The sequence below is a fragment of the Ruegeria sp. BJ6 genome, assembly GCF_056537885.1.
The window spans coordinates 641,805-655,440 of record NZ_JBQFSG010000001.1; the positions used below are offsets into that span (position 1 = coordinate 641,805).

Below are 13,636 nucleotides of genomic sequence, written 5' to 3' on the forward strand. Positions count from 1 at the left end.
CGCCCTGCCCTTATTGCGCCAGTCTGAAACGCAGGACGGTATCGCCCGCAGCGTCCGTCAGGATCAATTCATTCCCCGCCCGCGTAAAGGTAACCACGCGCTGCAATGCCTTGAAGAACTGGCGCTCGATCTCGTCATAAGGCGGGGGACAGGCCATCAGGGTCGCCGCCATGTTGTCTGGGAAATTGATGGCATTGCCGGAAATCTCGGCCTTTCCCGAAAAGCGATTGCACCCTCCGCTGCCGCCAAAAGCGCCGTCCTGAGCAAAGGAAATCTCTGGCGGCTTGTCGGTATCAGGTGCCTCACCACCCCATTCCGTCGCGATCCATTTGGTATTCTCAAGCATAGCCTGCCCCTGATTGCTGACCTGAACAAGAACCAGATCGGCCTGATTTCCGGCACCATCCGTCAACACCGGATAGGCGGTGTCCGTGGTGAACAGCAGCTTTCGCCCGTCATAGATTGACCCTCTGACGACATACCGCATCCCATCCCGTACCAGAGCATCGTCATAGGTCAGCTGATAGGCTGCAGGCACTGCGCTCAGCGAATACCGCTGTGCGGACAGTGTAACCGCAGGCGCGTCGGCACGGGACACGTCCTGAAGCTCGACGACCAAGGTGGCGTCTGGCGGCAGGGCAATACGTTCGCGATAGGTCGCCGACCCTTGCACGGTTCCTGCGACTGCACCATCCTGGCCTGCAACTGCGATCAGTAGACCAGCCAAAGCGGCAACGCCCAATGCGGATTTACGCATGACAAACTCACCCTTTCAGATCCTGTTACCAGACAAGATCGTAAGAAAGTTTGAATTTTCAAGCTGTTCGACCAGCTGTCGGCGGCAATGCGCCGCTGGTCAAAGCGGCCAGATCAACGGGATCAGCAACGATGCAAGCAGGCCGACTGTCAGATTGAGTGGGATACCTACCTTCATGAAATCCATGAATCTGTACCCGCCGGGGCCATATACCAGCATGTTGGTCTGGTATCCGATGGGCGTCGCGAATGAGGCCGATGCCGCCAGCATAACCGCAACCACAAGCGGGCGCGGATCGACCCCAACCGCCTGCGCCAGCCCGATGGCAATCGGGGTGACAACAACGGCAACCGCGTTATTCGACACCAGCTCCGTCAGAACCGACGTCAACAGATACACAGCCCAGACAATCAGGAAGGGCGGCAACATACCGAGCGACGGGGCGATAGCATTGATGATCAATTCGACCGCGCCCGAGCTTTCCAGCGCGGCCCCGATGGCCAGCATTGCAAAAATCAGGGCCAGCAGCCGACCCTCGACAAAGGAAAATGCCTCATCCGCGTCTATGCAGCGGGTCGCCAGCACAACGGCCACGGCAATGATCGAAAGCATCAGGATCGGCGCCACACCCAAGGCGGCCAGCAGAACAATTCCGATCAGCGACGCAATGGCAATCGGCGCATGGCTGCGCCTGTATGCCCGCCCCGAAGGCTGTGCAACCTCGACCATATCCATATCGGCGGCTAGTTTCTGAATATCGGCAGGAGATCCCTCCAGCAGCAGCGTGTCGCCCACCCGGACCACCAACTCGTCCAGTTGCCGCCCGATGTTCTGATTACGCCGATGCACGGCCAGAACATACACGCCGTAGCGGCGGCGCAACCTCATCGCACCCAGTGTCCGGCCGATCATACGGCAGCCCGGCGTTATCAGCACCTCGACAGTTTTGGTTTCGACGGCGGACACCTGATCGACACGCTTGAGTTCCGGGTTGCTCTGAAGGCTCAAAAGCTCGGTCATCTGGGTCCGCAGAACGACGCGGTCGCCGACCCGCAGCGCTACCCCCTTCAGGTTACGACGCAGGGATTCATCGCCACGGATCACATCGATCAGACGAACACCCTGGCGTTTGAACAACTGCACCCCCGTAACCTCGCGCCCGATCAAGTTGCTGTCGGGGGGGATGACGGCCTCGGTAAAGAACTTCATCTTCGACCGGTCGCTGAGCATGCTTGCCATACTGTCCCGCTCGGGCAGAAGATGCGGCGCGATGAACCGCAGATAAACCATGCCATAGATCACCACGGCGATCCCAAGCGGGGTGACCTCAAAGATCGAGAAGGCCGGCAAACCCTGTGCCCGTGCCACACCATCGACCAGCAGGTTGGTTGACGTACCAATCAGGGTCAGTGTCCCGCCCAATATCGCCGCATAGCTGAGCGGGATCAGAAGCTTTGAAGCCGGAAGGTTCAGCGTGCGGGCGATTTGCACGAAAACCGGAATCATAACAACGACCACAGGAGTATTCGAAACCACGGCAGACGCGATGATAACAAAACCCATCAGCAGCCCGATTGCGATCCGTGGATTGACCTGTGCCTGCTTCTGGGCAACCGACGTAAAAGCATCCAGCGCACCCGTTCTGACCAACGCCCCCATGATGATGAACATGGCGGCAATCGTCCAAGGAGCCGGGTTTGAAAGAACGACCAGCGCATTTTGGTAGGGCAAAATACCGGTCATCATCATCAATGCGACACCCGAGATGGCCACAACCTCGGTCGGATAGGTTTCGCGCATGAACATAACGAACATGCCCCCGACAATGCACAGCGCCAAAATCGCGCTGCCAGTATCTGTCAATTGAAGGAAGTCCATTCGTGGTATTCTGTCCGAACCCTGTTCTGGCCCAAGCGCCCTGCAGCCAGTTTCACGTATTGCGCGGCTGCGGGCAAGCCTCAGCTTACTTTAGCTTTGCCAAAGTTAGTGTTTTCACGGCCCGGCTTGCTCGAGCCGCCCGCCGACGCGAACCATCCGCACCTTCGTCGCCTGACCACTTCTGTCGTCAGTTTCGACATAGACACCGCTCAGGGTCGCCTCACCGGTTGCGGGTGTGAAGCGGGCCTTTGGCATTCCGGTGATAAACCGGCGCATCGGTTCTTTTTTGTCCATCCCGATCACTGAATCGTAGTCGCCGCACATACCTGCATCGGTCAGATAAGCAGTTCCGCCCGGCAAAATCTGCGAATCTGCTGTCGGCACATGCGTATGCGTTCCAACCACAAGGCTGGCACGCCCGTCGCAATAGTGGCCCATCGCCATCTTTTCCGAGGTCGCCTCGCAATGCATGTCCACTATAACTGCCTGCGCCTGACCACCACGCGGATGCGATTTGAGTATGGGTTCAATTGCCGAAAACGGATCATCGAACGGGCGCTTCATAAAGACCTGACCCAGAACCTGAACCACCAGAATTTTTCGCCCACCCGGCGCGTTATAAAGGCGATATCCGCGCCCCGGCGCGCCCTTGGCGAAGTTCACCGGGCGCACGATGCGCGGCTCGCTTTCGATGAACTGCAACATGTCTTTCTGATCGAAAGCGTGATCCCCAAGCGTCAGGCAATCTGCGCCCGCATCCAGAAGCAGTTTGGCGTGATCGCCACTCAACCCCATACCGTTCGAGGCATTCTCGCCGTTGACGACCACGAAATCCAGACGCCATTCCTCGCGCAGGCGTGGCAGATGCTGCTGCACGGCCGCGCGCCCCGCGCGCCCCATGACGTCCCCAAGAAACAAAATCTTCATGTTTCGGGTCCTATGGGTATCGCACGGCGATAACAAGGCAGAACCATGCAAATTGCAGGCCAATCGCGATACTTGATTTTGAATTTTGCGATGGCAAGTTCATAGGGTAACCGATTCTCAACCAAGGATAATTTCAATGACGCGCACCGCCCTGACACTGTCGATGATGCTGCTCGCCACTGGACTTGCCGCCCAGACGACAACCACCATGGCTAATCCTGCCGCTACCTTCTGCGTCGAAAACAACGGCGAATATCAGATTCGAAAAAACGCGGACGGCAGTGAGTACGGCGTTTGCATCCTGCCTGACGGCAAAGAAGTGGATGCCTGGGAATACCTGCGCAGTCATTTCGAGAACTAAGGATCAGAAGGTCAGAACCCGGCTTTCCGTAACGACCATATCCAAGGGTTGGTCGGTTGGCTCAAGCGGCAGGTCTTCGGCCTCCTGCGCATCAAACGCGAAACCGATCGCAAGTGTCGGGCGTTTGGCGCGCAGGCCTTCAAGCGTCCGGTCATAGAAACCGCCACCATATCCCAGCCTGCCACCCCGGACATCAAACGCCACCAGCGGCACGATCAGGATCTCGGGATCGAAGTAGTCATCGACCTCGGGCACCTTCGCACCAAAAGGTCCGTCCTTCAGCACCCCTTCGGGTGTCCAACGCGAAAAGCGCAAGGCCTGTCCCTGCCCCTGAATGACAGGCACGCCCACCGGACCATAGGCCGTAGCCTCGGCCATGGCTGGCAGAGGATCGATTTCCGTGCGGATCGGCATGTAGCCGGACATCGGAACACCCCTGTGTCCGGCAAGAATTTCGGACAGGCGTCCGGCCGCAGCCGGCACCCTTGTTTCAAATGCCGCTTTACGGCGGGCAAAGGCGGCTTTGCGGGCCGCCGCTTTGATTTCCGTCAGGTCGGTCGTATCGCTCACAGTAACACCACGCTGGCAAGCCCCAAGAAGATGAAAAACCCCATCACGTCCGTCGTGGTCGTAACGAAGGTTCCCGATGCCAGCGCCGGGTCAACGCCCAGACGGTCCAGCACGACCGGTACTACCGTACCTGCGAAGCCCGCGATGATCATGTTCACGACCAGGGCAGACCCGATCACGACACCCAGCAACGGAGAATCGAACCACATCATCCCAACCGTGCCCAGTACGATGGCAAAACACAGGCCGTTCAGCATACCGACCAGCAATTCGCGGCGAATGACCCGCCCCACGTTTGCCGCCGTCAGGTCGCGTGTGGCCAGTGCCCGCACAGCCACCGTCAGCGACTGGGTCCCCGCATTGCCACCCATCGACGCCACGATCGGCATCAGAATGGCCAGTGCTACCAACTGGTCAATCGCCGCCTCGAATTGCGAGATCACCAGCGAGGCGCAGATCGCCGTACACAGGTTCACCGCAAGCCACGGCAGACGGCGCTTGCTGGTCGCCGCCACGCTGTCAGAGATTGAGCTGTCGTCGCTGACGCCCGCAAGGCGCAGCATGTCCTCTTCGTATTCCTCGTCCAGAACCGCCATCGCATCATCGATGGTGATGACACCAACCAGTCGACCATCCGCATCAACCACCGGAGCCGAGATCAGGTGGTACTGATTGAAGGCATAAGCCACGTCCTCTTCGTCCTGATCGACCGGGATTACGTGAAACTCTTCTTCTGCGATATCCTTCATCGGCACATCGCGCGGCGTCGCCATCAGCTTGCCAAGCGTGACATGGGCAATGGGCTTCAGCCGGGGATCAACAAGGATGACGTGATAGAACTGATCCGGCAGATCATCGCTTGCGCGCATGAAATCAATGGTTTGCCCAACCGTCCAATGCTCGGGCGCCATGACCACTTCGCGCTGCATCAGACGCCCGGCCGAGTTTTCCGGGTAGGACAGCGCCTGTTCAGCCGCTACCCGTTCGGAATCCTCCAGCGCATCCAGAATGGCCTCTTGCTGCGGCTCCTCCAGATCTTCCAGAAGGTCGACGACATCGTCACTTTCCAGTTCCCGCACGGCTTCCGCCAAAACGTCAGGTCGCAGGACGTTGATCACCTCTTCCCGAACGGATTCGTCCAGTTCCGACAGGATTTCCCCGTCGAACTCCTTGTCGTAAAGCCGGATCAGGCGCGCCCGGTCAAACGAGTTGATCTGTTCCAGAAGGTCGGCAATGTCCGCCGCATGCAGCGGCTCCATCAACTCGACAAGCTTGTCGCGATCGTCGACGTCAACCGCGTACAGGATCGCCGTTACGGTCTTTGGATCCAGCGCATAGGCGTCGTCATCCCGGGGCTGATCGGTTCCGGCGCTTTCGTTGCCTGTCGTCATGCTCTGCCCCCTAATCCTGGCGATTGGACCTTAAATAGAAGAAGCAGCTACAGGAAAACAATGACAATGGTCCAATTTACCCACATCTTTACGCCCCTTATGCTGTGGATCGGTCCCAAACATGTGGAGAGTGATGTAAATGGCGCAAAAGACGCTTTTGAAAGGGCGCGTTCTGACGTTTATCGGAACCCCGTTCAACGAAGAACCCGATGATGCCGTGACCATCAGCGAAGCCGTCGTGGTCGAAGGCGACCGCATTGCTGCGGTTGGTGCGGCCGACGATCTGAGCCGCGCTTACCCGGATGCGGCGGTGACCGATCATGGTGACAAGGTCATTCTGGCCGGGTTCATCGATCCGCATGTGCATTATCCGCAGACCGCCATGATCGCCAGTTGGGGCAAGCGACTGATCGACTGGCTGAATTCCTACACTTTCCCGGAAGAGATGAAGTTTGGCGCGGCTGAATACGCCTCCGAGATTGCCAACCGGTATCTCGACCTGACCACTGCACACGGGACCACCACGATGTGCAGCTTCTGCACCATCCACCCAGAGAGTGTGGATGCCTTCTTTACCGCCGCTCAGGCGCGCGGGCAGCGGGTTGTCGCGGGCAAGACCTGCATGGACCGCAACGCGCCCGACGGGCTGCAGGACACGGCGCAATCCGCCTATGATCAATCCAAGGCCCTGCTGCAGCGCTGGCACGGAACAGATCGCATCTCATACGCGATCACGCCCCGGTTTTCCCCGACATCCACGCCCGAGCAGCTTGAGGCGATGGGCGCCTTATGGGCTGAACACCCCGACTGTTTGATGCAAACCCACCTGAGCGAACAGACCGACGAGATCGAGTGGGTCAGATCGCTGTTTCCCGATGCGCGGGATTATCTGGATACCTATGAGAAGTTTGGCCTGCTGGGCGGGCGTGGCCTGTATGGTCACGCCATCCATCTGGAACAGCGCGAGCGGGATCGCCTGCGGGAAGTCGACGCGGCACTGATACACTGTCCGACGTCAAACACCTTTATCGGATCGGGGCTGTTCGACATGGCCGGCCTGATGCAGGACGGCCACCGGGTAGGGCTGGCAACAGATACCGGCGGCGGGTCCAGCTTTTCCATGCTGCGTACGATGGCTGCGGCTTATGAAATCGGTCAGCTTCGCGGCGTTCCCCTTCACGCGGCTCAGTTGCTGTGGCTGGGAACCGTCGGTTCGGCCCGAACGCTGCGGATGGAGGACCGCATCGGCAATGTGGCACCGGGAATGGAGGCCGATCTGGTCGTGCTTGACCTCGCCTCAACCCCGGCCATCTCACAGCGCGTGAAAAGCGCCGAAACCATATGGGAGGCCGTTTTCCCCACCATTATGATGGGGGACGACCGGGCAATCACCGAGGTCTGGATCGGAGGGCGTCGGGTGTAATCACCCCCGCCCTTCCTTGCTTCAGTGCTGTTTTCCAATTAGGGCGGTGGCCAACCGGTTCTGCCGCTCGATCACGACCGGCAGATCGATAGTTGCAACATGACCGTCACGGACAATCTGGCGCCCTTCCACGAACAAGTGTTTTACGCGTACGGGCCCGGCCAGCAAAAGGGCTGCCGGGTCCCAGCTTCCGGCGCTTTCCACTCCGCTGACATCCCAAATCGCGATATCCGCGCGCTTGCCAACCGCAAGCCGCCCGCAATCGGGACGGTTCAGGACGTCCGCCCCGCCCCTTGTCGCGATTTCCAGCGCTTCTCGCGCAGACATCGCGTCAGCCCCTTTTGACACACGCTGCAACAGCATGGCCTGCCGCGCCTCAGCCACCAGATTGCCGCTGTCGTTGCTGGCCGAACCGTCCACGCCCAGCCCGACATTCACGCCGGCATCCCGCATGGCCCGTACAGGCGCGATGCCCGATCCCAGCCTGCAATTCGAACAGGGGCAATGCGCGACACCGGTCCGGGTTCTGGAAAACAAATCAATCTCTTCCCCGTTCAGCTTCACGCAATGCGCGTGCCAGACATCCGAACCGGTCCACCCCAGATCTTCGGCATATTGCCCGGGGCGGCAACCGAACTGGGCTTGTGAATAGGCGATATCCTCATCGTTTTCAGCAAGATGGGTATGCAGCATCACCCCCTTGTCACGCGCCAGCAGAGCCGTTTCCCGCATCAGGTCCCGGCTGACTGAAAACGGCGAGCATGGCGCAAGACCAACGCGGCACATGGACCCCTCAGAGGGGTCATGAAAACCGTCCACAACCCGGATCATGTCTTCAAGAATGGCCCTCTCGTCCTCGACCAGACTGTCGGGCGGCAAGCCGCCATCGCTTTCTCCGATGCTCATGGCACCGCGCGTCGGGTGGAACCGGATACCCAGTTCGGCGGCCGCAACAATCGTATCCTCCAGACGCGATCCATTCGGGTAGAGGTACAAGTGATCCGAACTCAGCGTGCATCCCGATAGGGCCAGCTCGGCCAAACCGATCTGGGCTGACACATGGATTTCCTCGGGCCCGAAATTCGCCCAAATCGGATAAAGCGTTTTGAGCCATCCGAACAACAGGGCGTCCTGCCCCCCGGGCACCGCACGCGTCAGCGTCTGGTAGAGGTGGTGGTGTGTGTTCACCAGGCCAGGTGTCACCACACAGCCCGAAGCGTCGTGAATTTCACCCACCGTTGTCAGGTTTTTGCCAACAGCAGCTATCTGACCGTTTCGGACCAGCAGGTCTGCATCCGCAAGCTCTTGCCTGTCGTCATCCAACGTCAGGATGGTTTTAGCGTTTTTGATCAGGATTTCGTTCATCTCCACACTCCTTTTATCGTCCGTCTCATACGAAGAGTGTGAAAGCCGGTGGAAAACGGACCCAAGAACCGGCTGTTGACGTTTTTATCTGCTGGCGCCGCCTCGGGCAACAAATATCAGTATTGCTGCAGAATGTTCAAAGCCGCTGCGTGAATCTCCGCATTTGCTGCGGCAAGAACCTGACCGCCTTCGTGCGCGGGATTGCCCTGCCAATCGGTAACGATACCTCCGGCTGCGTGGATTACAGCGATGGGTGCCTGAATGTCATAGGCGTTCAATCCCGCCTCAATCACCAGATCGATTTGACCGGCGGCCAGCAATGCGTATGCATAACAGTCCATCCCGTAACGGGTCAGTTTTACCTGATCCGCAACCGCGCGAAACGCGGTCGCTTCTTTCGTCGTTCCGACCTCGGGGAAGGTCGTGAACAGAAACGCCTGATCCAGTGATGCCGTGCTTCGCGTACCAAGTGGCGACTGTCCCTGCGGCCCGGTCGAAAAGGCAACGCCGGGCGAGCCGACAAACCGTTCACCGATATAAGGTTGATCAATGATCCCTGTCGTGGGTCCATCCTGATCCCCCACAGCGATCAACACACCCCAGGTCGGCGTTCCGCTGATAAATGCGCGGGTTCCGTCAATCGGGTCCAGCACCCATGTAAGCCCGGTCGTTCCCGGAGTTTTTCCGAATTCCTCGCCCCAGATACCGTCATCCGGCCGATGCGCCGCCAGTACAGCACGCATCGCCTTCTCGGCCTCGCGATCCGCGACCGTGACCGGATCAAATCCGGCCTCCAGCTTGTTCTGGGTATCAAGATTGGCTTGCCTGAAATACGGCAGGATCGCCGCTCGTGCGGCGTCCGCCATCATTTCGGCGACTTCAAGATCGCTGCTTGGGGTCAGTTCCATGCCCTACCCCTGCGTGTCAGCGCCAGTGAAGTCAAGTCAGTGAAGTTATGCTACGTCACTCAGCACACGCGCCAGTTCAAACAGGCGGCGGCGCTGGTTTTCCGGAATCGCATAGTACGAGCGCACAAGATCCAGAGCTTCCTTGTCACCCATCAGATCCGCAGGAACCGACTTTTTGTCTGCGCCGTCCTTCTGCGTCTCATCCAGTCCTTCAAAGAAGAAAGAGACCGGAACATCCAGAGCCTCGGCAATGTCCCACAGGCGGGATGCGCTGACCCGGTTGGCACCAGTTTCATACTTCTGAATCTGCTGGAACTTAATCCCAACCTGTTCTGCCAACTGCTGCTGAGTCATTCCAATCAGCCAGCGGCGGTGCCTGACGCGCTTGCCCACATGGACATCGACGGGATGGGTCATGGGTTCTCTCCTCTGTTTCACTAACAACCGTTCGGGTAATCGTACCAACAGCCATATTTCGCCATACTGGCGAGTGGCCAATTAAGAACTCCCTAATTCCGATTATGCACCCCGAACCGCACTGAGTGCAAATATTGCTGTTTTCGCGAAATAATTCAAGAAGGTTGAGTTTGAAACGGACAACACAGATTTGTGGTTGTGCTCCGGTTAATTCGCAATTCACTGTTTTCGAATTGGAAACATGCACTTAACCAGCCGGTTCTGGAAATTCATCATTTTCCGGATTGCGATTGACAATCTCGTTCAACCTGCGGCGTATGGCGATAGTATCAGGAAAACCATGCGTAGCTATCGAATCCAATCTGCCGGATCAGCGGCAAACTTAACCCAAATACAGGTCCCTGAGCCCGGAGCCGGTCAGGTTCGGGTCACCATTCGGGCCTGCGGACTGAATTTTGCCGACCTTCTGATGCAGAAGGGGACATATCAGGACACACCTTCCACGCCATTTACACTGGGCATGGAAATCGCCGGGATTGTCGACAAGGTGGGGACAAACGTTTCCCATCTGAAGGCCGGAGACCGAATCGCGGTGTACTCGGGGCAAGGCGGATTGGCGGATTTCGGCATATTCGACGCAAACCGCGCGTTGCCCCTTCCGGACACGATGAGCTTCGAGGACGCCGCCGCCATTCAAATCGCTTACGGCACCAGTCACATTGCACTGGAACACCGCGCCCACCTTCAGCCGGGGGAAACCCTTCTTGTCACCGGGGCAGCCGGAGGCGTCGGTTTGACAGCTGTCGAAATCGGCAAGCTTATGGGGGCTACCGTCATCGCGCAGGCCCGGGGCAAAGACAAGCTGGCCGTGGCCCAAAAAGCAGGTGCGGATCATCTGATTGACGCAGATGAGGACCTGCGGGAACGCGTAAAGTCACTGGGCGGTGCCGACGTAGTCTATGACGCCATCGGCGGAGACGTGTTCAAGGCCGCCTTTCGCGCAACCAATCCCGAAGGGCGATTGCTGCCCATTGGCTTTGCGGGTGGTGACGTTCCACAGATCCCCGCAAACCATCTTCTGGTAAAGAACCTGACGGTGATCGGATTTTACATCGGCGGATATCTGAAGTTCCGGCCAGAGGTCGTGCGCAACAGCTTCGAGACCCTGTTCCGCTGGCATTCCGAAGGGCGCATCAAACCGCATATCAGCCACGTCCTGCCTCTGGAGGACGTGGCCGAGGGCATGAGATTGCTCAAAGAACGCAAGTCGACGGGTAAAATCGTGATTACGCCCTGATGCTTAACCCACGACTGCCCTGAGCTGCGTTCCGCCCAGCATGCTGAAGTTCTGGCGGACCAGAGCGGCCAACGCTTCAACTATCGCGCCCCGCCCTGTCTCACCACCGTACAGATTGATCAGATGCGCGGGCAGGTCCGGCAAAGCTCCATTCGATTCGATCTGCTCCAGATGCGCTGCCTCGGTTCCGTCCAGCATGGCATGAACTGCCAGATCGGCACTTACCGTTGCCTCGATCGTCCGGTCATTTTCGGTCTCAACCGCCAGTTCCCACGGAACGCCCGCCGCATCCAGTGCACCGATCACTTGCGGGCGGAACATGCAACGACGTCCCAAAGCCAGCCGTAAAGGTCGCTTTCGCCAGGCTGATCCACCCTGCGCACCGATCCAGCGCAAGGGAAGTTCCGCAACAATCTCGGCTCCTTCGCCCATGGTAGCTTCGGTCGTCAGGATCAGGTCACATTCCCCGCGCCGGAACATCTCCTTGAGTTGCACCGTGTACGAAGACACCAGTTGCACCTTTACGCGCGGAAAATCGGCGTTGAACCGCTGCAGAACCCTGGGGATTGCCGGATAAACGATGTCGTGCGGCACGCCCAGAACAACTTCGCCCTCAAACGCCTGATCCGTCAGGCGACCGATCACTTCGTCGTTCAGGGCAACCATCCGCCGGGCATAGGCCAGCAACTGTTCGCCCGACGCGGTCAGCGCAATGGTTCGGCCGCTGCGGTCCAACAACTCAAGACCCAACAGTTCTTCCAGACGCTTGAGCTGCATTGAAACCGCAGACTGCGTGAGGTGCAGGAACCCTGCGGCCCGCGTCACTCCGCCATGATCCGCCACGGCCACAAACGATCGCAAAATGGTTATGTCCAGATTTCTCAACTTCACGATTCCTTATGGGATAGTTCATAAACATTCATTTTCATAATGTGTCATGATCATCCATATAAATCAAGGAACATGATCCAATTGACGAAATTCATCAAGGAAACAGAAAGGACGATCCCATGTCACACGCCGCAATTTCGAATTCGCACTGCCCGGCCCGGGCATCGAGACCAAATCTGGTGAAGCGAGCCTTTGACCTGATCCGTCAGCGGCAGTCTCTTGCAAAACTGGATTGCCACGCCCTGAATGATATCGGAATCTCGCGGTCCGAGGCCGAAACCGAGGCCGCCCGCCCCTTCTGGGATGCCCCCGAGACATGGCGTAAGTAACCGATTTTCCGTTCCGAAATGCCAATCAGCGGCTCGTTACAGCGAGCCGCTGTTTTTGTTGAGTGAAATACCGTGTTTTAGACGTAAAACCCTTGAAACATACGCGACTCTCTCCGATATTTGCTGAGAGCTTTTCCCGTTTTCGCGGGAACACGACAGAATACATCAAGGGAGACCCTTATGGCACAATTCGATACGATCCGGACGGCGACTGGTGCGCGCGCCGCCGAGATTGACGAGGGCCTGCGCGCCCATATGAACAAAGTCTACGGCACAATGTCCGTGGGCATGTTGATCACGTTCCTTGCCGCTTGGGCAATTTCGGGGCTGTCGATCACGACTGACCTGAATGCCGGCGTGGCGCCGCTGAACGCGAACACCTATCTGACGGCAACGGGTCATGCGATCTATGTCTCGCCGTTGAAATGGGTCATCATGTTCGCACCGCTGGCGTTTGTCTTCGGCTTTAGCGCCGCGATCAACCGCATGTCCGCAGCCGCCGCGCAGTTGGTTTTCTACAGCTTCGCAGCAGTCATGGGCCTGTCGATCAGCTGGATTTTCATCGCCTTCACCGGCCAGTCCATCATTCAGGTATTCCTGATTACCTCGATCGCATTCGCAGGTTTGTCGCTGTATGGCTACACGACCAAGAAAGACCTGTCCGGCATGGGCACGTTCCTGATCATGGGCGTGATCGGCCTGATCGTGGCGATGGTTGTGAACATCTTTCTGGCCTCGTCGGCGGTTGCCTTCGCTATCTCCGTCATCGGCGTTCTGATCTTCGCTGGTCTGACGGCATACGACACGCAGAACATCAAAAACACCTACCTTCAGATGGCCCACTCGGGTGATCAGGAGTGGCTGGGTAAAGCTGCAATCATGGGCGCGTTGAGCCTCTATCTGGATTTCATCAACATGTTCATGTTCCTGCTGCAACTGCTGGGCAATCGCGAATAACGCGAACCTGATACGGAAAACGCAAAGGCGGGTCATCTTTGGCCCGCCTTTTTCATTTGGCCTATGGATGTATGAACATCGCCATCCTCAAACCGGATGAGGTTGCTCAGTCGCGATCCAAACGAAACCAGAATCAGTCCGCGAAATAAAAAAGACCCCCGCAAT

Annotated in this window: 14 protein-coding genes; 5 read left to right on the forward strand and 9 right to left on the reverse strand. The window is 58.0% G+C overall.

Annotated elements, in window-relative coordinates:
• Nucleotides 1-10 precede the first annotated feature (10 nt).
• The 3 genes from ACR0D6_RS03045 to ACR0D6_RS03055 form a co-directional block, all read right to left on the reverse strand.
• Nucleotides 11-757: a YbaY family lipoprotein gene (locus tag ACR0D6_RS03045; RefSeq protein WP_480764422.1), complete on the reverse strand. Its 747-nt coding sequence runs from the start codon at nt 755-757 to the stop codon at nt 11-13.
• Between the two features lie 99 nt (nt 758-856).
• A complete protein-coding gene (locus ACR0D6_RS03050; RefSeq protein ID WP_480764423.1) occupies nt 857-2,635 on the reverse strand; it encodes an SLC13 family permease in 1,779 nt (592 codons plus the stop codon).
• A gap of 114 nt (nt 2,636-2,749) precedes the next feature.
• On the reverse strand, nt 2,750-3,562 hold the full coding sequence (locus ACR0D6_RS03055; RefSeq protein ID WP_480448758.1) for a TIGR00282 family metallophosphoesterase: 813 nt from the start codon (nt 3,560-3,562) through the stop codon (nt 2,750-2,752).
• A gap of 136 nt (nt 3,563-3,698) precedes the next feature.
• Between ACR0D6_RS03055 and ACR0D6_RS03060 the strand changes: the two genes are divergently transcribed.
• Entirely contained in the window at nt 3,699-3,923 is a 225-nt protein-coding gene (locus ACR0D6_RS03060) for a DUF333 domain-containing protein (protein ID WP_170650882.1), read from the forward strand.
• A gap of 3 nt (nt 3,924-3,926) precedes the next feature.
• On the opposite strand, the gene ACR0D6_RS03065 is transcribed toward ACR0D6_RS03060, so the two are convergent.
• Both ACR0D6_RS03065 and mgtE read right to left on the reverse strand, forming a co-directional pair.
• A complete protein-coding gene (locus ACR0D6_RS03065) occupies nt 3,927-4,493 on the reverse strand; it encodes a 5-formyltetrahydrofolate cyclo-ligase (protein ID WP_480764424.1) in 567 nt (188 codons plus the stop codon).
• Entirely contained in the window at nt 4,490-5,884 is a 1,395-nt protein-coding gene (mgtE, locus tag ACR0D6_RS03070) for a magnesium transporter (RefSeq protein WP_480764425.1), read from the reverse strand. The genes ACR0D6_RS03065 and mgtE overlap by 4 nt, the downstream gene beginning before the upstream one ends.
• A gap of 139 nt (nt 5,885-6,023) precedes the next feature.
• On the opposite strand from mgtE, the gene guaD reads away from it, so the two are divergent.
• Complete coding sequence (gene guaD, locus ACR0D6_RS03075; RefSeq protein ID WP_480764426.1) at nt 6,024-7,307, forward strand: guanine deaminase; 1,284 nt, start codon at nt 6,024-6,026, stop codon at nt 7,305-7,307.
• A gap of 21 nt (nt 7,308-7,328) precedes the next feature.
• On the opposite strand, the gene ACR0D6_RS03080 is transcribed toward guaD, so the two are convergent.
• The 3 genes from ACR0D6_RS03080 to ACR0D6_RS03090 all read right to left on the reverse strand — a co-directional run bounded on the left by ACR0D6_RS03080 (nt 7,329) and on the right by ACR0D6_RS03090 (nt 9,997).
• Entirely contained in the window at nt 7,329-8,672 is a 1,344-nt protein-coding gene (locus tag ACR0D6_RS03080; protein WP_480764427.1) for an 8-oxoguanine deaminase, read from the reverse strand.
• Between the two features lie 116 nt (nt 8,673-8,788).
• The gene (gene hisN / locus ACR0D6_RS03085) at nt 8,789-9,580 is read right to left on the reverse strand and encodes a histidinol-phosphatase (protein ID WP_480764428.1); all 792 of its coding nucleotides are present in this window, start codon (nt 9,578-9,580) and stop codon (nt 8,789-8,791) included.
• 45 nt (nt 9,581-9,625) lie between these two features.
• Nucleotides 9,626-9,997, reverse strand: coding sequence for a helix-turn-helix domain-containing protein (locus tag ACR0D6_RS03090; protein WP_170650888.1), 372 nt, complete (start codon nt 9,995-9,997; stop codon nt 9,626-9,628).
• 340 nt (nt 9,998-10,337) lie between these two features.
• Here ACR0D6_RS03090 and ACR0D6_RS03095 point away from each other — a divergent pair, with 340 nt between their 5' ends.
• The gene (locus ACR0D6_RS03095) at nt 10,338-11,294 is read left to right on the forward strand and encodes an NADPH:quinone oxidoreductase family protein (protein WP_480764729.1); all 957 of its coding nucleotides are present in this window, start codon (nt 10,338-10,340) and stop codon (nt 11,292-11,294) included.
• A gap of 3 nt (nt 11,295-11,297) precedes the next feature.
• Here ACR0D6_RS03095 and ACR0D6_RS03100 read toward each other — a convergent pair whose 3' ends face one another.
• Nucleotides 11,298-12,179 (reverse strand): LysR family transcriptional regulator, encoded by an 882-nt coding sequence (locus tag ACR0D6_RS03100; protein ID WP_170650890.1) that lies wholly within the window; start codon nt 12,177-12,179, stop codon nt 11,298-11,300.
• Between the two features lie 125 nt (nt 12,180-12,304).
• On the opposite strand from ACR0D6_RS03100, the gene ACR0D6_RS03105 reads away from it, so the two are divergent.
• A complete protein-coding gene (locus tag ACR0D6_RS03105) occupies nt 12,305-12,514 on the forward strand; it encodes a YjiS-like domain-containing protein (protein WP_170650891.1) in 210 nt (69 codons plus the stop codon).
• A gap of 180 nt (nt 12,515-12,694) precedes the next feature.
• A complete protein-coding gene (locus tag ACR0D6_RS03110) occupies nt 12,695-13,471 on the forward strand; it encodes a Bax inhibitor-1/YccA family protein (protein WP_480764429.1) in 777 nt (258 codons plus the stop codon).
• Nucleotides 13,472-13,636 lie beyond the last annotated feature (165 nt).